Annotated in this window: 16 protein-coding genes; 6 read left to right on the plus strand and 10 right to left on the minus strand. The window is 61.7% G+C overall.

Translation table 11 applies throughout. The annotated features are described in order from the left end of the window. The coding region (locus tag ABY44_RS26675) for an acyl-CoA dehydrogenase family protein (RefSeq protein WP_431642670.1) at positions 1-524 on the minus strand (524 nt) is incomplete at its 3' end. 709 nt (positions 525-1,233) lie between these two features. Here ABY44_RS26675 and ABY44_RS26680 point away from each other — a divergent pair. Continuing rightward, the gene (locus tag ABY44_RS26680) at positions 1,234-2,400 is read left to right on the plus strand and encodes a hypothetical protein (RefSeq protein ID WP_155637921.1); all 1,167 of its coding nucleotides are present in this window, start codon (positions 1,234-1,236) and stop codon (positions 2,398-2,400) included. A 42-nt stretch (positions 2,401-2,442) separates the two neighbouring features. Here ABY44_RS26680 and ABY44_RS26685 read toward each other — a convergent pair whose 3' ends face one another. Beyond that, a complete protein-coding gene (locus ABY44_RS26685) occupies positions 2,443-2,952 on the minus strand; it encodes a hypothetical protein (RefSeq protein WP_060180844.1) in 510 nt (169 codons plus the stop codon). Positions 2,953-3,387: 435 nt separating this feature from the next. Further along, the gene (locus tag ABY44_RS26690) at positions 3,388-4,332 is read right to left on the minus strand and encodes a LysR family transcriptional regulator (RefSeq protein WP_060172862.1); all 945 of its coding nucleotides are present in this window, start codon (positions 4,330-4,332) and stop codon (positions 3,388-3,390) included. A 139-nt stretch (positions 4,333-4,471) separates the two neighbouring features. On the opposite strand from ABY44_RS26690, the gene ABY44_RS26695 reads away from it, so the two are divergent. Further along, positions 4,472-5,236 (plus strand): SDR family oxidoreductase, encoded by a 765-nt coding sequence (locus tag ABY44_RS26695; protein ID WP_060172861.1) that lies wholly within the window; start codon positions 4,472-4,474, stop codon positions 5,234-5,236. Positions 5,237-5,311: 75 nt separating this feature from the next. After that, positions 5,312-6,103: an SDR family NAD(P)-dependent oxidoreductase gene (locus ABY44_RS26700; protein WP_059696714.1), complete on the plus strand. Its 792-nt coding sequence runs from the start codon at positions 5,312-5,314 to the stop codon at positions 6,101-6,103. A gap of 162 nt (positions 6,104-6,265) precedes the next feature. On the opposite strand, the gene ABY44_RS26705 is transcribed toward ABY44_RS26700, so the two are convergent. Further along, positions 6,266-7,162 (minus strand): helix-turn-helix transcriptional regulator, encoded by an 897-nt coding sequence (locus tag ABY44_RS26705; protein WP_060172860.1) that lies wholly within the window; start codon positions 7,160-7,162, stop codon positions 6,266-6,268. 73 nt (positions 7,163-7,235) lie between these two features. Here ABY44_RS26705 and ABY44_RS26710 point away from each other — a divergent pair, with 73 nt between their 5' ends. Beyond that, positions 7,236-7,733: a hypothetical protein gene (locus ABY44_RS26710; RefSeq protein WP_060172859.1), complete on the plus strand. Its 498-nt coding sequence runs from the start codon at positions 7,236-7,238 to the stop codon at positions 7,731-7,733. 115 nt (positions 7,734-7,848) lie between these two features. Then, positions 7,849-8,145, plus strand: coding sequence for a hypothetical protein (locus tag ABY44_RS26715; RefSeq protein WP_060172858.1), 297 nt, complete (start codon positions 7,849-7,851; stop codon positions 8,143-8,145). A gap of 415 nt (positions 8,146-8,560) precedes the next feature. Here the strand turns inward: ABY44_RS26715 and ABY44_RS26720 are convergent, their stop codons facing one another. The 3 genes from ABY44_RS26720 to ABY44_RS26730 all read right to left on the minus strand — a co-directional run bounded on the left by ABY44_RS26720 (position 8,561) and on the right by ABY44_RS26730 (position 13,930). Then, positions 8,561-10,309, minus strand: a complete 1,749-nt coding sequence (locus ABY44_RS26720) for a hypothetical protein (protein WP_431642673.1) — start codon at positions 10,307-10,309, stop codon at positions 8,561-8,563. 295 nt (positions 10,310-10,604) lie between these two features. Beyond that, complete coding sequence (locus ABY44_RS26725; RefSeq protein WP_060172856.1) at positions 10,605-11,519, minus strand: alpha/beta hydrolase family protein; 915 nt, start codon at positions 11,517-11,519, stop codon at positions 10,605-10,607. A 161-nt stretch (positions 11,520-11,680) separates the two neighbouring features. Continuing rightward, entirely contained in the window at positions 11,681-13,930 is a 2,250-nt protein-coding gene (locus ABY44_RS26730; RefSeq protein WP_230942758.1) for a TonB-dependent siderophore receptor, read from the minus strand. Between the two features lie 302 nt (positions 13,931-14,232). Between ABY44_RS26730 and ABY44_RS26735 the strand changes: the two genes are divergently transcribed. Then, on the plus strand, positions 14,233-14,940 hold the full coding sequence (locus ABY44_RS26735; protein ID WP_021164174.1) for a FadR/GntR family transcriptional regulator: 708 nt from the start codon (positions 14,233-14,235) through the stop codon (positions 14,938-14,940). Between the two features lie 34 nt (positions 14,941-14,974). Here ABY44_RS26735 and ABY44_RS26740 read toward each other — a convergent pair whose 3' ends face one another. The 3 genes from ABY44_RS26740 to ABY44_RS26750 form a co-directional block, all read right to left on the minus strand. After that, complete coding sequence (locus ABY44_RS26740) at positions 14,975-15,997, minus strand: methyltransferase (RefSeq protein WP_060172855.1); 1,023 nt, start codon at positions 15,995-15,997, stop codon at positions 14,975-14,977. Between the two features lie 77 nt (positions 15,998-16,074). After that, positions 16,075-17,175 carry a 3-dehydroquinate synthase II family protein gene (locus tag ABY44_RS26745; RefSeq protein ID WP_021164176.1) on the minus strand — a complete coding sequence of 367 codons (1,101 nt, stop codon included), beginning with the start codon at positions 17,173-17,175 and terminating at the stop codon, positions 16,075-16,077. 49 nt (positions 17,176-17,224) lie between these two features. Then, positions 17,225-18,086, minus strand: an 862-nt coding sequence (locus ABY44_RS26750) for a 3-dehydroquinate synthase II (protein ID WP_431642677.1), incomplete at its 5' end; no start/stop codon positions are given.

Below are 18,086 nucleotides of genomic sequence, written 5' to 3' on the forward strand. Positions count from 1 at the left end.
ACCAGCGCAAGATCCGAGCCCGCCTGCGGCTCGGTCAGGTTCATCGTGCCGGTCCATTCGCCCGAGATCAGCTTCGGCACGTAGCGCTGCTTCTGCTCGTCGGTGCCGGCCGTCAGCAGCGCCTCGATTGCGCCGTCGGTCAGCAGCGGACACAGCGCGAACGACAGATTCGACGCGTTCAGCATCTCGATGCACGGCGTCGCGATCAGCTTCGGCAGCCCCTGGCCGTCGTATTCGGACGGGTGCTGCAGCCCCTGCCAGCCGCCTTCGACGAACTGGCGGAACGCTTCGCCGAAGCCCGGCGTCGCGGTCACGACACCATCCTTCCAGCTGCTCGGATTGCGGTCGCCTTCGACGTTCAGCGGCGCCAGCACCTCGCCGCAGAATTTCGCGGACTCGTCGAGCACGGCCTGCGCCGTGTCGTAACCGGCGTCCTCGAAACCCGGCAGTTGCGCAACGGTGTCGATGCCCGCGAGTTCCTTCAGCACGAACAGCATGTCCTTGACGGGGGCGTTATAGCTCATGGTCGATGTTCCAAATCAGGCGGTGAATGAGGCGCGCCACGGGGCCGATACGGCAAAACCGGCCAGCTCCGGGCGGCGAGGTGACCCATCCTAATGCCGTGCGAGCCGGTTTCCATTGTCATATTCGGCCCACCTGGTGACAAAATCGGCCACGGGATGAGGTGGCGGGGGCGGAAGCGGCAGGCTGGGTGCGGGTTTGGGCGGGGTCGGGTTTGGGCGGGAATGACGAGCTGGCGGCTGGTTGGACGGGGTGATCGGGGGGCCGGATTCGGATGGCGGGTGGCGGGAGCACTCCGTCCCGCCATATGCCAACCGTCCCCGGCCAAGAGCCTCTCAATGAGGAGTAACCACGCGGTTCCATTGAAATACGGCCGTCGTCGTGCCGCCACCTTGTTGGATGTGGTTTCTTTGTTAGACCGGGATTTGGTGGGCAGAGAGGAAAACGCCAAACTCCCGGGATTCGCCAGAGCAGAGCACGAAAAAAGATTCAAGCGCACATCCGATTGATTTTTCAAGTTTCACGCCAGCTTGTCGTTAGGTAGAGGGAGCTTGGCGTTCGCTGCGTGCGATACCCCTCAAGTGAATGTTACTCTCGCAGTCACAGTAGTTATTCCCGCAATTGAACAATTAGCAAAGCGCTAACGAGGATTCCGGTGGCCTATCACTTGAGCTACCTCTTTGCCGTCTTTAACTTAAAAGGAATAAGCTCATGTGGTTTAACGGAAACGCCGAGATCTATCGATTTCAGCATATCGAGGTGAAGAGCATCACAAGTCGGATCAATTGGGGGGATAGCAGCACGCCATTCGGTCCAAGCCAAGTGATATCGCCTCTTGAGTTCGTATACGCCGCGATGCGCGCATCCATCACTGGGCCAAGGCTTGGATTGAGGGGGCATCTCGCGGGAGGTGCTTTGGCAGTATCAGCACTGTCCTATTTGTCGAAATGGCGACCTAGGGCGGTTTACGGGCCAGCATTTGGAGACCTGTTTTATCACGAGAATGCGAGGTATTTGAAGGATTTCGTCGGGTCGACCGTAAAGGGTACCGTGGGTGCGGCGTTGACGTTCCTAGAAATGCAATCTCGAGGATATCCGTGGTTCGGTCATTGGGAAGACTGCAGCAACAGCGAGTCTACGAAGGCACATCCTGACTTCGTTTATGCGTCGAGTTTGGACGTCTGCTTGGTGGACGCTAAAGGCTCTGCGTCGAGCTTTTGGTCAGTCATGGATCGAGTGAAGGGCGAGTGGCGTAAGCAGATACTAGCGAATGCGCATATTCCACTTGCGTTTGGCGGGACCGCAACGGAGGGACGGGTCATTGCGGCCACCCTGTCTCGATCGACTGGGACTGGCTTGATTTCGGCCTATGGTCGCCTCCCTGAATTGGTTGGGCCGTTGAAATCACCGCCGGCATATCTACTGCCTTACAACCCTGCACATTTTGCGGTGCAACGCGCGCACTTCATCAGCGTATTCTTTCTCCTGGGGCTGAATTCACTGGCCTTTTGTCTTCTAAATCCGTCTCAACAATCTCGGTCAAGGGCTCTTACCGAGCGTGACGACGCACTTCAAGCGGTGCAACGGTTCGTCGACGGTCATGGCGTCTATGTCGGACCCGCACGTCTGTCGTTTCAAGCGGGTTCCAACACATGGACTATGCGGCTTTATGCTCGGGAACATGTCATCAGAGATGCCTCGGACCATCTATTGCTCGATCGTCCAGAACTTATTGAGACGCCCATGGTGCGTCAACGCCCTCACGCGGATCAAATTATCGCGCTTGAGGCTGAGGATGCTCCTAGGGAAGTGCTTGTCGAGAGCGCGGATGGAGTCGGAGCCATCTTTTCAAGGACAGCAACCGACGGCCAATCGTAGCTGGAACCTCGATGAGTCGTGGACGTTGAGGATTGCCTGCGTCTAACTTTTCTTCAATAGGGCCGCGTAGTAGTCGGCGATATTGTCCTCCGTCCCCTTGGTGATCCGATTGAATACCCGTCCCCATGGCCAGAAGCTGGAACCTGTGGTAGTTCGCAAACCCGGGAATCGGCTTTCGCCGAGGGTGACCAAACCCCATTCGCCACCATGATTGCGACGATACACCTCTCCGACGTAACTTCCATAGACTTTCGCAAATGACATGACTTGCTCGTCCGTTGGCTTGGGACTAGTGCTGACGTAGGATGAACTCATTTGCGCCAAGATCTTTTCGACACTTGCAATACTCGCGTCCGACCAGTCGAGTTTTATTCCAAACTGTTTCGCGGAGAAGTCAACGGCGTCTAGCGAGTAGGCTTCCGCGATTTTCTGGATTTTTGCATCAGGAGAAAAGGTCTGGCCGGACGAGGTTTCTGCCAACGCAACTCCACCGCGAACGCAAGCCATCAGGGCGATCAGCGCGAACAGGAAGCGCTTTACGATTGTTTTCAAGAGGATTCCCACTCTAAGATAACTCTGACTCGCTCCAGTGAGTCAGAGTGTTGAATGATCGCCTCGACCGATCTCATACGCCGGAGCGGCCTATAAGCAATGTGAACGGCAGCTTTCGGCAAATCTGAAGGTCCCCTTCGGGTCGGCATCAACCCGTCCGACACCACCCCGATGCCATTCGACCGGGGCCGGCCAGCCGCAGGCATCGGCCGGCTGCATCGCCTGGACATTCGAACGTCCAAGCGCCGAGGAGACGGCTTTCGCGCGAATTCCGTATCCTCGGGCGATGGCACTCCAGATAGTCGCGGGCAGTAGTCAAAGGCTGCCCGGAGCCGCCGTCCGAATGTCTGTGCGCCAAGGTGCAGAACGATCGCGCACTCCCTGAACCCGAACGTCCGAACATGGCTGGCGCATGTACTGGACGCGGATACACTTTCAATCCGTCGCCGGCGCGGCACCTGACCAATTTCCGTCGTTCCGGTCCCAGGGAGGCACGCCACTGAACGCGTCGACCAGGAAATCGATCATGACGCGCACTCTGGCGCTCAGGTGCCGACGGCTCGGATACAGCGCGAGAATGTCGATATCCGGCAAGCGGTACCGGGGCAACACATGCACGAGCCTGCCCTCGGCGAGATCCTTGCCGATCAGGAAAGTGGGCTGCTGGATCACGCCGTGTCCGGCAAGGGCCGCTGCACGCGCCGTATCGCCGTTGTTGGTATGCATGTGACAGTCCACCTTCACCGAGTGAAGCTTGCCGCGCTCGTCGATCAGTTGCCAGTCGTCGCCGGTGGACGCATACGTGTAGCCGATACAGCTGTGCCCGCCCAGCTCCGCCGGGGCTGCCGGAACGCCGAAGCGAGCCAGATAGGCCGGCGATGCGCACAGAATGTTTTGCGACGTCGCCAACTTGCGGGCCGCATGACTGGTCGAACCGGCACGTGAGATGCGAATGGCGAGATCGTAGCCTTCGTCCACGATATCGACGACGCGGTCAATCAGTCCAACGTCGAGTTCGACTCCCGGGTATTTCCGCATGAACTCGGGCCACAACGGTGCCAGATACAAAATACCGAAGCTCACGGGTGCATTGATGCGCAGCCGCCCGCGCGGCTCGACCGACGCCGACGAGACCAGCCCCTCCGTCTCGGCGACATCGTCGAGGATCGACTTGCAACGGGCGTAAAGCGCCTCACCGCCCTCGGTAAGAGAAAGCGTACGCGACGAGCGATTCAGCAAGCGCGTGCCCAGATGCGCCTCCAGTTCATTCACATAGCGTGTGACATTGGCGGGCGACGTGCCGAGCGCATCCGCGGCGCGCGCGAAGCCCCCACGGCTCACCACCGTCACGAAAACCTCGAAGGCGCGCAGACGATCCATCAGTTCCTCGATTCATTCACAAAAACTGAATGATAGAAGCACATTTTAGATCTTTCTACATTCATAACTGAAGCCTATATTGCTTTCAACGCGCCAATGCATGGGGCACTGGCCGACGAAGTGCATCAGGAGATTGAAAATGCAACGCTTGAAAGGAAAAGTCGCCATCGTCACGGGCGCCAGCGCAGGGATTGGGCGTGCTACGGCAAAGCTGTTCGCAAAGGAAGGCGCCAAGGTGGTCATCGCGGCGCGGCGCGTGGCGGAACTCGAAACACTTGCCGCGGAGATCGTCAGCGAAGGCGGCGAAGCCGCATACCTGGCGGGTGACGTGCAATCGGAAGACTTTTCGAAGGCGCTGGTCGCGCTCGCGGTGAGCCGGTTCGGCCGCCTGGACATTGCCTACAACAATGCCGGTACGCTCGGCGAGATGGGGCCGAGCACCGGTATTTCCGAAGCAGGCTGGAATGCCGCGCTGTCGACCAATCTGACGAGCGCCTTCCTTGGCGCGAAACACCAGATTCCGGAAATGGTGAAGCAAGGCGGTGGATCGATCATCTTCACGTCGACGTTCGTCGGTTACTCGTTCGCGTTTCCCGGCACCGCGGCCTATGCGGCGAGCAAGGCGGGCCTGATCGGCTTGACGCAGGCACTTGCTGCCGAGTATGGCGCGCAAGGCGTGCGCGTGAACGCGGTGTTGCCGGGCGCTGTCGACACGGACATGTATCGCGGCATGAACGACACCCATGAATCGCAGGCGTTCGTCACGGGCCTGCATGCGCTCAAGCGCGTTGCAAAGCCGGAAGAGCTTGCCCGGTCGGTGCTGTATCTCGCTTCCGACGATTCGTCATTCGTGACCGGTACGGCATCACTCGTTGACGGTGGCGCGTCCATTACCCGGACCTGATCCCTCTTTGTCGGCATCCGGCTTCTACCTGCCGATGCCGCCAGTTCTACCTCACTCATGCAAAGGAAATGACTCATGGACCTGAATCTGCAAGGCAAACTCGCATTGGTCAGCGGCAGCACCGCCGGCATTGGCTTCGCTATCGCCAGGACGTTGGCGCAGGAAGGCGCGCGCGTGATCGTGAATGGCCGCTCCCAGTCATCAGTGGATGACGTGGTCGCGCAACTGAAAGCCGAGACGGGCAGCGACGTAACGGGTTTTGCGGGCGATCTCGCCACAGCCGCGGCGGCTGACGAACTGGCAACGCGTTATCCGGACGTGGAAATCCTGGTCAACAACCTGGGCATCTTCGAGCCCAAGCCATTTGAGGAGATCCCCGACGCCGACTGGTCGCGTTTCTTCGACGTCAATGTGTTGAGCGGTGTACGCCTCGCTCGCCTGTTTCTGCCCGCGATGAAGCGTGCAAACTGGGGGCGCATCATTTTCATTTCGAGCGAAAGCGGCGTGCAGATTCCTGCCGAAATGATCCACTACGGGATGACGAAAGCCGCGCAGATTGCCGTGTCGCGCGGGCTCGCCGAAGCCGTTGCCGGCACTGGAATTACAGTCAATAGCGTGCTGCCGGGGCCGACGAAATCGCGTGGCGTGGGCGAGTTCGTGGAGGCGCTTGCAAGCGCCGAGGGCAAATCGTTTGAAGCGTTCGAACAGGAGTTCTTCGAGAAAGTCCGCCCCACGTCACTCATCAAGCGATTTGGTTCGCCGCAGGAGGTTGCGTCGCTCGTGGCCTATATCGCCAGTCCGCTTTCGGCGGCCACAACGGGAGCCGCGTTGCGAGCCGACGGGGGCGTTATAAAGAGTGCCTTTTAAAACCCCGGCCGACATTGGGCCGGGCTTTCGAAAGTTGCCTCGCTCAATGTCCCGATGCGGTTGGCTGAAGCGCTCCGTTTGTGGCGTCCGCGACAATCAGGCACGCGTCGGCTGTTTTGCATCCTCGCGGCGGTATCGTTCATGGCGTCGCGGGCAGCGCCGTCATTCAGCGGGCGTGATGGATGGCTTCGCTTCTCGAGGGGCATGGCCGAAGTAGGCCTTGTAGGCACGACTGAAAGCAGCTTCCGACTCGTAACCCACCGACCGTCCAACCTCGCCCACGCGCGCGTCACCTTTCGCCAGCATGTCGCGGGCGACGCTCAAGCGCCATTCATTGCGGTAACGCAACGGCGACTTGCCAACGAGCGCATTGAAACGTTCGCAAAAGTTGGAGCGGGACATGCTCGCGACGGCAGCGAGACCATCGATCGTCAAACCACGTGGCGACTGCTCATGGATTGCCTTCAAAGCGCGGGCAATACGCTTGTCCGCCAATCCGCCCAACCAGTTCGATGCATGACCATGATGAACCCAGGCACGCAACGCACGCACCACCACGAGATCAATCATGCGAGAGACCATCAAGGCGGATCCCGCCTCGTCATTGTCCGCCTCATGCAGAAGAAACTGCATGATGTTCGGCAGCCAGTCGCATGTTTCCGCCTGGCGAAGGTGGATCATGACGGGTAACGTCAGAAGCAGATCCGGCTGGCTCGCCGGATCAAACCAGAAGTGGCAGACGACGACGTTCGCCGGTTGGTCCAGGGCGGAAATGCGCAGGCTGCCAGGTCCGCGCGGCAACAAGAGCAGTTCGCCGGACCGAATCTCGGAAGCGTCTGCGTCATCGCCGGCAATTTTCACCACGCCTTCCATGACTGCGTACGCGTGCGCCGCCCGCGCAGACATGTCCAACTGCGCGAATGGCAACAGCATCGACGAAAAGATGCGGTCGCCTGTCATGCGCATACGCGCAAGAACCTGAGACAGGAGATCACCGTTAGCCAGACCAGCAAGCGCCCGATCCGGAAAAATGGTCAAGTTTTTCCCAGGTTCAGTCATGTCAATTCGGGTTTCGTGAGCCTAAAGTAAGCGTCGACCACCAACGAAATCACGCAAGGCAAGGATTGAAACCATGTTTGGAATTTCGCCGCTCGGCTGGATACACACTCTCGGCAGTCTACCCGCGATCCCCATGGCCGTGTACATGTTCGCGCGTTACGGCAGGATCGTTCCGCGCTCAGTTGCCGGGAGGGTGTACTTCGTTACCATGTTGATTGGTTCCCTGACCGTGTTCGTCATAGCGCATCAAGGTATCAGCTACGTCATCGGAGTCGGAGCCGTCGTGCTGTTACTGGCCGGATATGGCGTTGCGTATCTGCCTCTGCCCGGTCGAGCCGGTATCTACCTGGAAACCTTCTGTCTGACGTTGACCGCATTCGTGTTGATGGTTCCCACGGTTACCGAAACGCTGAAGCGTGTGCCCGACGGACATCCGCTGGTCAGCGATACGAGGTCGCCACTGCTTCTCGGTGCCCAAGCCGCGCTCCTCGTCGCGCTCGTTCTCGGGCTGATCGCTCAAGCGCTTTATCTTCGCAGGAAACCGCAGGGTACTCGTTCGATGAAAATCTAGAGAACGGGCAAGAAGAGACGCTTCCGTTGGCGTGCGAATACGACAATAGATATGCAATCCGAATGATATCGGCTTGATATTGATCTGACATCGGTGGAGTGATCGAAGCCGGCTCATGGTATCGAAAGAAGATCGCACCACCCATTCGGATCCCGTGCGCTTCATGGCAAGCTGCACGCGCGCGAAGACAGTCGAGGTCAAGAAAAGTCACCTCGTGCTCATTTCGCATCCAGTAGAGGCCGCGAACGTGACCCTCGATGCGACCGCCGGCCAGCGCAACGCGGGCGCCGGCAACAAGCTTGCGACGGTCCAGCCCGGTGTTCGGTCCAGTCAACCGCTCGGTGCTAACGGAGTTGGGATTGGCGTACTTCGCCACGTCGACAGTGGTATTTTTCAGGCGAGCGCATGCTAAACGACCGCTTTGGAGATCTATGCGTGGCCGCTTCGGGTCGATCTGCGCCGGTCATGCGTCACAGAACGGCGGCCGGCCGCGTTCGGCCAGCACGCGCCACTCACTGCCACAGTGGCCCCATCGTTCGGGCGACCGCTCCGCTCAAACAACGAACCGTCGTGCCGGGATCGAGTTCGACGGCCATTGCGGACGGTGGCCAAACGCGAAACCGATGGTGGCTGAAAAACACTCGTCAGATATTGGGAACGACGCACCTGACAAAAGACCGCTTTTCGGGACATGAATGCGTGTGCGCCCCGGCTTTCGCTCGTCGTAACCGTAAGACGCGGCGCACTTGGGGCCTCCGCGATGTTCTGTAGATTCGACCGCTCACGAGTGGTGGAGCGCGAGCGGCCAACATGTGATCGCGAATCCGTCAAAATCGAGTCGCATCAGAAATCATTTTTCTTATGACCAAATTTTCGAGCTTTGCGACGATAGGAGATGAATTATCTACATGTGGTTTTAGATGCAACCCTTCGTTGTATATAACACCCAGTAAGAATGCCGCTTCCGGGATGCATATTCCGATAGAAATTGCGAAATCAAGTTTTTTTCTCGTTCCGTTCGTATTCAAGAATTTTTCTTTGGAGTCAGCATCGACGATCTTGTTGTATGAAATTTCTTCGATTTTTACTCTAACGTAACAACAGACGGCAAACGGATCATACTGGTCGTCACCTCTGTCATATTTCCCCCACTCTTCAACAATAAATGCGTGGAATTTCTCCGATTTCCCCCAACTCTCTTTCAATCCAAGATCTGCGAATTCATTTTGGAGGTCTACTTGGGATGGATCGAAGTGTAAGTGATGCCGCTCAACGCCGGCCTTTATCGACTCCTTGTCGCGGTTGACGATTAATTTCTTCAGGTGTTCATTGATAACTGGATTTCGTTTGTCGATGAAATGCACCTTCTGATCTTGGAACGCGTAGTTCTTGAAATAAATTGGGTTTAGATGCGTAAAAATGATGGGGTAGATCCGCCTCCCATCTTTTTTCATATCGTCGATAAGATTTGATATGTAATACTGGGCTGCCGTGAGATTTCCGTCATCAAGGTAGTCGAAAATTTCATCAATTATAAGGATGCAGTTGTGCTTGCCGATCTTCCCCCTGATCCGCTGAATCATTGCCGCGAATGTCAATGAGTCGCGCTGACCATTTGAAATATGTAACGCATTAGGAAAGTCGACGATCAACGCGCCCTTGTGCTCTTTCGGCTTGACTTTCTTCCATGTCGTGTCGAAAGATGATATGAGCTGACTGTACACCTCTTTGTCCCGAACGTATTGGGCATATGTGCACGCGTTCTTAAAATCTTTCGGATCCTTCGCATAGAGGATGCATAGCTGATACGCAGAAAACAAACTGTCTACACGCTCTTTAATCTCTGGAACATGATGGGTCACGATATCAGCAATCTGGCTCAAACAGGAAATTTCGTTGATCTTGGCTTCACAGTTAACTTTGACCCAAGCGCGAATAGCACTCGCGTCTCCGTCCTGTGCATTGATCTCCTCTCTGATACACTCCAACTTCTCCTGAATTTTGACGCCGGAAAATTTGCTCAGCGTCGCGAATTCATCGGAAATCGCATCGATTGCGGCAATATTATTTAAAACACAATCGATCCCGATAAGAAATTTTCCATTTTTCCCGAATGCCTTTCGATTCTCCGCTATACCATAACTAAAATGCACGGTGGGAGGGATCTTATCAACCAGCACAATCTCATTTATTTTCAACGAGGCAGACGCGGTCGTGAACCCGCCAATGTTATTTTTCACAGCTTTGGCTTTGAGTCTGCTGTTGATCACATAGACGTCCAAGACCTTCGAAATGTCATTTTTCGTCTCATCCGCCGTCAGAACGCTAATTTGACCCGCGACGTCCTTCAACTCAATAGTTAACACCGGCTTATTGGCTTTGCTGGCCTCGTGAAGGTGGTCATCCTCCAGCTTAAGCCTTGCCTGGTTTAAACTCGCGAACGCTGCTGTTATCGAGCTCTTCCCAAAACCATTAGGTGCAACCAATAAAGATGGCTTGTTCGGAAGAATTTCAGCCTCGATATCGCGAATTTTTGCACCTTTTACGTTTTCGACTTTTATGCGAAGAATTGTCATATCCGCACCTCGCTGTAAATGTGCTGTTTAATTCTGAAGGCATGTCCGCAAAATCATACACTCCCTACGTTTGCCAAACGCTTGAACGACATAGGGAATAACAGGCCATCAGTCGATGCGTGCCCTTATTTTGCCTGCTTGCTCTATTATTTTTCTGCTTTGGCCGATCATCTGCCGACGAATGTCGCCGCGTGAACGGCCGCTGCACCTCGAAAGCTGCCGTAGAGGCGGAACTGCTCCGAGCGGCGCCATTGGGTCGCCAACGGCCATCCCCCCCGCCCCAAACCAATCCCCCCTACTTCATCGCGACAAGCGGCCCGACAAACGCCTCGAAATGCGGCAACCAGATCGGGATCGCCTCCTTGACCGCGAACATCCCGTGGCCGTTCTTGCCGAACGGCGGCTCGACGATCATCTGCCCGTGCCCGCCCGCCGCCTGAAACGCGGCAAACCACGTCGCCACGACTTCCGGCGCGAAATACTTGTCGTTCTGCACGTAATGCCAGAGCACCGGCACGCGCGTCGTGCTCGCGAAATGCCCGATCGTGTCGGCCATCTGCCGCGGATCGCACGGCATGCCGGGATGCGTCGCGGGATTCCCGCCGCGCCCGCCCGAGAAGTTCACCACCGCGACCACGCCCTGCGGCGCGTAGCTCGCCGCCGCCAGCGACGCGAAGCCGCCCGCCGATTGCCCGACCAGCACGACGCGGCTTCGATCCACCTGCGGCAACGTCTGCGCATACCGCACGGCCGCGAGCACATCGCGCGCGGCCTGCTGGCCGGCAGCGAGGTAATCGGGATGCCGGCACGACCCCGCATCCTCTTCGTCGACACCGCCCGTCGCACCATACCCGCGACGGATCGGCACGATGACGGCGAAACCGTGCTGCACGAACGTCCGGATCTGCGGCAACGCGCGGTAGCGTCCCACCTTCGGCCGTGCGCGCGGATCGGGCGGGCTGCCGTGGCTCAGCACGATCAGCGGAAAAGGCCCGGGGCCGTCCGGCATGTAGGTCGTGGCGACGATGTCGCGTGTGCTCCCCCCTTCGTCGACCGGCACCTTGACGACGGTTTCATGCAGATCGGGGGCAATGGCGGTGTCTTCGACCGCCGTCGCCGCGCAGCCGGCGACGGAAGCGATCAACACGCCCGGGATCAGCGCCCGGCACAGGGGGATGGCGATCGAGTTTCGGCGAACGACGATGCTCATGGGCAATCTCTCCACGAATCCAGGGATGACGGGCGAGGCTGTGGCGATGCGTACCGCGAAGGCGACAGTGTATCCGTGCGGCGCCGCAACCGGGCCGGCCGCATGCTTACAGCCCGCACCGGCCGCACACCCGGCACCGGCATCCTGATCGTCACCCGCCATCACCACCGGTAACTGACATCCCCCGTCACCGTCAGCCGCGTGCCGTAGAAGCATCCTCCCGCCGAAAAACACGACGACACATAAGTCCGGTCGAACAGGTTGTTCACGTGCGCCGCGACGCGCCACCCCTTCCACGCCGGCCGCTCGACACCCAGGTCGTACGACAGCCCGAGATCGAAGAGCACGACGGCCGGCACGTCGAACGTATTGACGTTGTCGCCCGCGCTGCGCCCGACGTAGCGCATGCCGCCGCCCACCCTCAGCCCGCGCAGGCCCGGCCGGTCGACCGCGTAGTCGAGCCACAGCGACGCCAGATGGCGCGGCACCGCCGCCACGCGCTTGCCGACGACGGCCGCGTCCGTATCGGCCTGCACCGTCGTGTCGAGATACGTGTACGCGGCGATCACGTCCAGTTGCTTCCAGACGCGCGACCGCCCTTCCAGCTCGATCCCGCGCGAGCGCACCTCGCCCGTCTGCACGTTGAAGAACGGATGCTCGGGATCGGCGGTCAGCACATTGCGCTGGCGAACGTCGAACGCCGCGATCGACGCGTTTTGCAACCGGTCCGGCGACTGGTAGCGCAGCCCGACCTCGAACTGCTTCGCCTTCGTCGGCGTGAACGGCTGGCCGTCGAAGCGCGTGCCGAGCGCCGGCTCGAACGACGTCGAATAGCTCAGGTACGGCGCAAAGCCGCTGTCGAACAGATAAACGGCACCCGCGCGCCCGGTGAACGCACGCGTGCTCTGCCGCACGCTCGCGGAGCGCAGCAGGTCGTCGGTCGTCGTGCGCGACCATTCCTCGCGCCCGCCGAGCGTGAAGACCCAGCGATCCCAGCGCACCTGGTCCTGCAGGTAGACGCCGATCCGGTCGGGTGTCTGGCGCGTCTGCTGCCCGATCGGCGGCGCCGTGAACGGCTGCCCGTAATCGGGCGCACGCGTATCGAGCGGCGGCGCCGCACCGAACCCCGATCCGACGAGGTTCGCCACCGCATGCTCGTACGACAGCCCGGCCAGCACCGTATGCTCGACCGGCCCCGTCATCACGCGCATCTCCGCCTGGTTGTCGAGCGCGAGATGGTTCACGTGCTCACGCGACCACGACAGCGAACGGTTCAGCACGCCCGGCGCCAGGTAAGGCGCGACGAAATTGACGGCCGCGCCCGCGAAGTCGACGTCGAGATGCGTATAGCGCACGTTCTGCCGGACTTTCCACGTCGAGTCGAAACGATGCTCGAACGCGTAGCCGATCATCGCCTGCGTGCGGTCGTACGTGTCGAAGCCGGGCAGCCCCGGATAGAAGCGCGTCGGCATCCGCCGGCCCGCGTCCGGCCACAGCGTGCCGAGGGCCGGCAGCCAGCCCGCGAAGTTGTTGTGCGGATCGCGCTGGAACGAACCCAGCAGCGTGAAACTCGTATCGGCGTTCGGCTGCCACGTCAGCGACGGCGCGACGACGATCCGCTGCTGCCGCGAGTAATCGATCTGCTCGTCCGCGCGGCGCGCGAGGCCGTCGATCCGGTAGCGCCACGTGCCGTCCTGCGTCACGGGCCCGCTGAAATCGAACGCAAGCTGCCCGCGATCGCGATTGCCGGTCTGCACGGCGAGCAGGTGCTGCGCGTCGCGCGTCGGCCGCTTGCTGACCATGTCGACGATGCCGCCGGGGCTCGCCTGCCCGTACAGCACCGACGCCGGGCCGCGCAATACGTCGATGCGTTCGAGCGTCCACGGATCGACGACGCTCGCGGCCCAGTTCACGCCTTTCGGCAGCGGCAGGCCGTCGAGCATCTGCGGATTGATCGCCGCCGCCGCGAACCCGCCGAAGCCGCGCAGGAACACGCTCTCGAGCACGCCGCCGGGGCGCGAGTCCGCGTACGTGCCCGGCGTGTAGCGCAGGCTGTCGCCGACGCTGTGCACATCCTGCCGGTCCATCTGTTCGCGCGTGACGACCGACAGGCCCTGCGGCACCTCGACGATCGCCGTGTCGGTCTTGGTGCCCGCGCGCGACACGTCGGCCGCGATGCCGTTCACGGGGCCGACGCCCGTCTCGCGCCGCCCGTCGACGACGATCGGCGCAAGCAGCGGCGCATCCGCGGGCTCGCCCGCGTCCGGCGCATCTTGCGCGGCAGCCGAAGCGGCGATCGGCATCGTAGCCGCGCAGGCCAGTACGGCCGCCCAGCCCGGCACGCGCCGCAACGCCGCGCACGGCAACGGAAATCCAGGCCGCGCATCGCGGCCGATGTGTGATCGATTCATGTCGGGTTATCCGGAAAGCGGAGACGGGCGTCGGCGGATACGTCGCGCCCTTGGGTACGGAGACGGGCCGCTCTTGCAACGGCGACCTCGACTGAACAGCGAATGCGAATCATTTACGCCGGCGCGACGCGGGTAAATGCCGGTGGACGCAATCGACGAATGTGCGGCATGCATCGATTGGCCGCAGGTTTATTCGTCTGACGTTAAAAAAATGTCACGTTTGAATGTCGTTATCCTGAACGACCAAATGAATGATCGGATGATAGGATAGCGACACCCTCAAGTTTCAAGCGACACACTTAATGTCAAGCCTGCCCCCGGCCACCCGACACTCCCTCGTCGATTCTGCGATCGAGATCCTCAAGTCCAATATCACTTCCGGCATCTGGCGCGTCGGCCAGCGCATTCCGACCGAGCTCGATCTCGCGAAGCAGCTCGAAGTCGGGCGCAACACGGTGCGCGAGGCGGTTCGTACGCTCGCGTATTCCGGCGTGCTCGAAGTGCGCCAGGGCGACGGCACCTATGTGCGCCGCAACGTCGATCCGGCCGAAACGATGCGCAACGTCGATCGTGCCGCGCGCAGCGACCATCTCGAACTGCAATGCATGCTCGAAACGGAATGCGCGCGCTACGCGGCGCGCCGGCGCACCGACGAGGATCTCGTGACGCTGCGCAAGCTGCTGAAGGCGCGCGGCGAGCGCGAAGCGTCGCGCGACGTGAAGAAGTTCGTCGAGCGCGACCGTGCGTTTCACATCGCCGTGGCCGCCGCCTCGCACAATCACGCACTCGAAGCGCTGTATCGCTATTTCTCGGGCTCGATCCTCGCGAACGTGGAAGACATCCTCGTCGAACTCGACGAGGCCGAGATTCCCGAGCCGGACATGCGGGCGCACCAGGCGGTGCTCGATGCGATCGAACAGCGCGACGAGAACAAGGCGGTGCGCGCGACGCTCGCGATCCTCAAGCCGCAGATGACCTGGCTCGAGACGCGCGAGGCGCCCGCCGCCTGACGGGCCCCGTACGCCCGGGTATGCCCGGTGCGCGCTACGCGGCGACGGCCTCGATCACGTCGATCTGCCCGTCCGGCGCGGAGCGCAGCCCCGCGGGCCGCCAGCCGGCGGCGGCGAGCAGCGCGTCGTATTCGTCCCGCGTGCGCTCGCGGCCGCTGCCCCAGCACATCATGTGGATGTCGTAGAGCTTCGAGAAATGCGCGACGCCCGGCGCCGGCACGACCCGCTCGATCACGAACACGCGCGCGCCGTCGCGGGCGCTTTCGCGTGCCCGCCTGAGGATCGCCACGCACTCGTCGTCGTTCCAGTCGTGCAGGATCAGCTTCAGCAGGTAGACGTCGGCGGCCGGCACCGCGTCGAACATGTTGCCGCCCGCCTTGCTGCAGCGCGCGCTCACGCCCATCCGCTGCGCCCAGTCGTCCGCGTCGCCGTCGATCACCTCCGGCAGGTCGAACACGACACCGGTCAGCGCGCCGAACCGCCGCAGCAGGCTGCACAGCATGTGCCCCTGGCCGCCGCCGATGTCGCACGCGTGCGTACCCGGCGCGAACGTAACGTCGCGCAACGCATCGACGACCTGTTCCGACTGCACGGTCGAGAAGCTCGACATCGCTCGCTTGAAATCGCTTCGGTAGCGTTCGTGATCCTTCGCATAGTCGAACGCCATCGCGCCGAACTCGCGGACGAAGCCGTTCTGCTGCCCCTCGCGCACCATGTCGGGCAGGTGCGCCCAGATCGCGTAGTGCTCGGAGCCCTCCTGCAACAGCACGAAATCGCGCAGCGTACTCGCGGCGTCCGCGTGCAGCAGCGCCCCCGACGCGGTGGCCCGGAAGCCGCGCCGCGTGTCCTCGTCGAGCAGCCCGAGCGCGGCGAGCGCACGCAGCAGCCGGTACAGCAGCGGTTCGTCGACGTCGAGCGTCGCCGCGAGCGCGGCCGACGAAACCGGTGCATCCGTCGTGACCGCATCGAACACGCCGAGCCGCGTGCCCGCATACAGGATCCGGCTGCGCCACCGCCCGAACAGCGTATCCAGCACCTGTTTTGCCGCATTTTCCATAAAGCACTCCTGAACAGGGTTCGACCGCGCCGGCGCACGATGCACCGGGCGATCGCATCGTCAACGAAGCAGGCGGATCACTGCTCGTGCAGGAATTCCCGGATCGGGTAGCCGACATGGCGCTGCGCATCGAGCGTATAGCCGAGGATGCGGTCGCCGCGCTTGAGCTCCGTGATGTTGTGCACGCTGCCTTTCGGCCCGAGCACACGCACGTGCCAGTCGTCCTGCGCAATGATGTTGATCGCGCGATTCGCGGCATTCTTCGCCTCGATCAGCAGCAGCGGCCGCGTCTCGACCTTCGCGCGCCCGACCACGACGCGGCGTGCCTTGCCCTGCACGTTGACGGCGAGGATCTCCGCGCCCGATTCGAGCTCGGCGAGGTAGCGGGTGCGGTTGTCCGGCGCGACGACATACGAATGGAGCGCGGCCGCGTTCACGCGGAACGGGCGCGTCGGCATGTACGGCAGCGGGTGCGTCTCGCTGCTGATCAGGATCATGCCGGTCGAATACGAGCCCACGAGGATGCCTTCGTCCTGCTCGAAGCGCGAGCAGGTGTCGACGCATACGCGCTCGCCCGGCCCCAGGTGCGTGAGCCCGACGATCTCGATTTCCTCGAGCTGCAGATCCTCGACCGTGTCACTGCAGATCGACACGAGCTGCGTGGCCTGCCCGACCTGCGTCGGCGTGAGCAGCACGCCTTCGGGGCCGCGCTGCAGCACGTTCAGCGTCACTTCGGCATCCTCCAGGTCGGCGACGACGGTGATCAGCTCGCCCGCCGCGCGATCGGCGGCCGCCAGCAGGATCTCGAGCGGGATCTTGCTCGGGTCCTGCAGGAATTCGACGAGCAGCCACGGCGTGGACACCGACAGCTCGCACGCGCGCGTGAGCGTCGCCTCGCCCGTCACTTCGATGAACACGCCCAGCTCGACGCCGTCCGGCACCGCGAAATCGACCGGCAGTCCGTCCTTCACGAGGACGATCTGCACCTGCTCGAGCAGCGCGGCATCGGCCGGCTGCCGATCGACGACCGCGACCTTGCACGCGCTCGGCGGCAGCCGCCCGGCCTGCTCCGCATCCTTCACGACGAATGCGGACACGCCGACATGCAGCGCTTCCTCGGTGATCTCGTCCGCGAGCTCGCCGATGTTGCGCAGGTCAATCCAGGAAAGCTTCTTCAAGGCCAATCTCCTTCGAAGGGGATAAAGCAGGTTGAATGACAGGGTGAAACTAGCGACTGACGGCAACGGCCGAACGCGACGCGGCGGCCCGCATCCGGCAATCCACCCAGCCGGCGCCCGGCTCGTAGCCGGCCAGCCGGACGCCGGGCGCGACATCGGCGAGCCCGACGGCCGTGCCGCCGTCGGTCCGGAACCGCACCGCGCGGTCGCCGCGCAGCACGACACGCGTGCTCGTGCCGGATGCGCTGCGCGTGTGCAACGCGACGAGCGGCGCGGATTCGATCCGCACGCGGCCGACCACGATCGCGCGCGTGTCGCCCGCCGCGCCGACCGTCAGGATCCGCTCGCCCGAACGCAGCAGCGAAAGCTGGCGCGCGCGGTCGCCGCCGCAGAACACGAACGATTCGGCCGAGCCGGCGTCGATGCCGAACACGAGCGGCCGGCCCGGCGGGTGCGCGGCGCCGGCCGCGACGACGAGCAGCATGCTGGTCGCGCTCGCGCCGGCCAGCACGCACTCTTCGCCGTCGAGCTGCGAACAGCCGTCGATCACCGCATGCAGCCCGACGCCGAGCGGCTCGACGCGCTGCACCTCGAATGCCTTCAGCTTCAGCGGCTCGCGCGAGCGCAGCTCGCCGCACGCGGCCAGCACGCCGCGCAACGCCGCCGCATCGCGCGGTGCGAACGCGATGTCGACCGGCGAATGCGCATGCTTGCGCGCGAGATAGGCCGCGCCGTGCGGATCGGCGAGCGAGACGACGATGCGGCACGCGGCGTCGCGGACACCCTCGAGCAGGCGCTCGAGCGGCATCGTGGTCGCGAGCGCGTAGTCGAGCAGGACGAGCGCGTGCCGCGCGATCGCGGCGCGCGCGGCATCGAAATCGGCCGCGCCGTCGATCCTCACGCGAACGCCC

The organism is Burkholderia sp. ZZQ-2 (genome assembly GCF_050768715.1).
GTDB lineage: Bacteria > Pseudomonadota > Gammaproteobacteria > Burkholderiales > Burkholderiaceae > Burkholderia > Burkholderia cepacia.

What these genes read in the sequence shown, in the direction of transcription:
- ABY44_RS26700 (WP_059696714.1), top strand. Translation starts at nt 5,312, where the DNA reads ATGGACCTGAATCTGCAAGGCAAACTCGCATTGGTCAGCGGCAGCACC.
- ABY44_RS26720 (WP_431642673.1), bottom strand. Translation starts at nt 10,309, where the DNA reads ATGACAATTCTTCGCATAAAAGTCGAAAACGTAAAAGGTGCAAAAATT.
- ABY44_RS26725 (WP_060172856.1), bottom strand. Translation starts at nt 11,519, where the DNA reads ATGAGCATCGTCGTTCGCCGAAACTCGATCGCCATCCCCCTGTGCCGG.
- ABY44_RS26695 (WP_060172861.1), top strand. Translation starts at nt 4,472, where the DNA reads ATGCAACGCTTGAAAGGAAAAGTCGCCATCGTCACGGGCGCCAGCGCA.
- ABY44_RS26740 (WP_060172855.1), bottom strand. Translation starts at nt 15,997, where the DNA reads ATGGAAAATGCGGCAAAACAGGTGCTGGATACGCTGTTCGGGCGGTGG.
- ABY44_RS26735 (WP_021164174.1), top strand. Translation starts at nt 14,233, where the DNA reads ATGTCAAGCCTGCCCCCGGCCACCCGACACTCCCTCGTCGATTCTGCG.
- ABY44_RS26715 (WP_060172858.1), top strand. Translation starts at nt 7,849, where the DNA reads ATGGTATCGAAAGAAGATCGCACCACCCATTCGGATCCCGTGCGCTTC.
- ABY44_RS26730 (WP_230942758.1), bottom strand. Translation starts at nt 13,930, where the DNA reads ATGAATCGATCACACATCGGCCGCGATGCGCGGCCTGGATTTCCGTTG.
- ABY44_RS26710 (WP_060172859.1), top strand. Translation starts at nt 7,236, where the DNA reads ATGTTTGGAATTTCGCCGCTCGGCTGGATACACACTCTCGGCAGTCTA.
- ABY44_RS26680 (WP_155637921.1), top strand. Translation starts at nt 1,234, where the DNA reads ATGTGGTTTAACGGAAACGCCGAGATCTATCGATTTCAGCATATCGAG.
- ABY44_RS26690 (WP_060172862.1), bottom strand. Translation starts at nt 4,332, where the DNA reads ATGGATCGTCTGCGCGCCTTCGAGGTTTTCGTGACGGTGGTGAGCCGT.
- ABY44_RS26705 (WP_060172860.1), bottom strand. Translation starts at nt 7,162, where the DNA reads ATGACTGAACCTGGGAAAAACTTGACCATTTTTCCGGATCGGGCGCTT.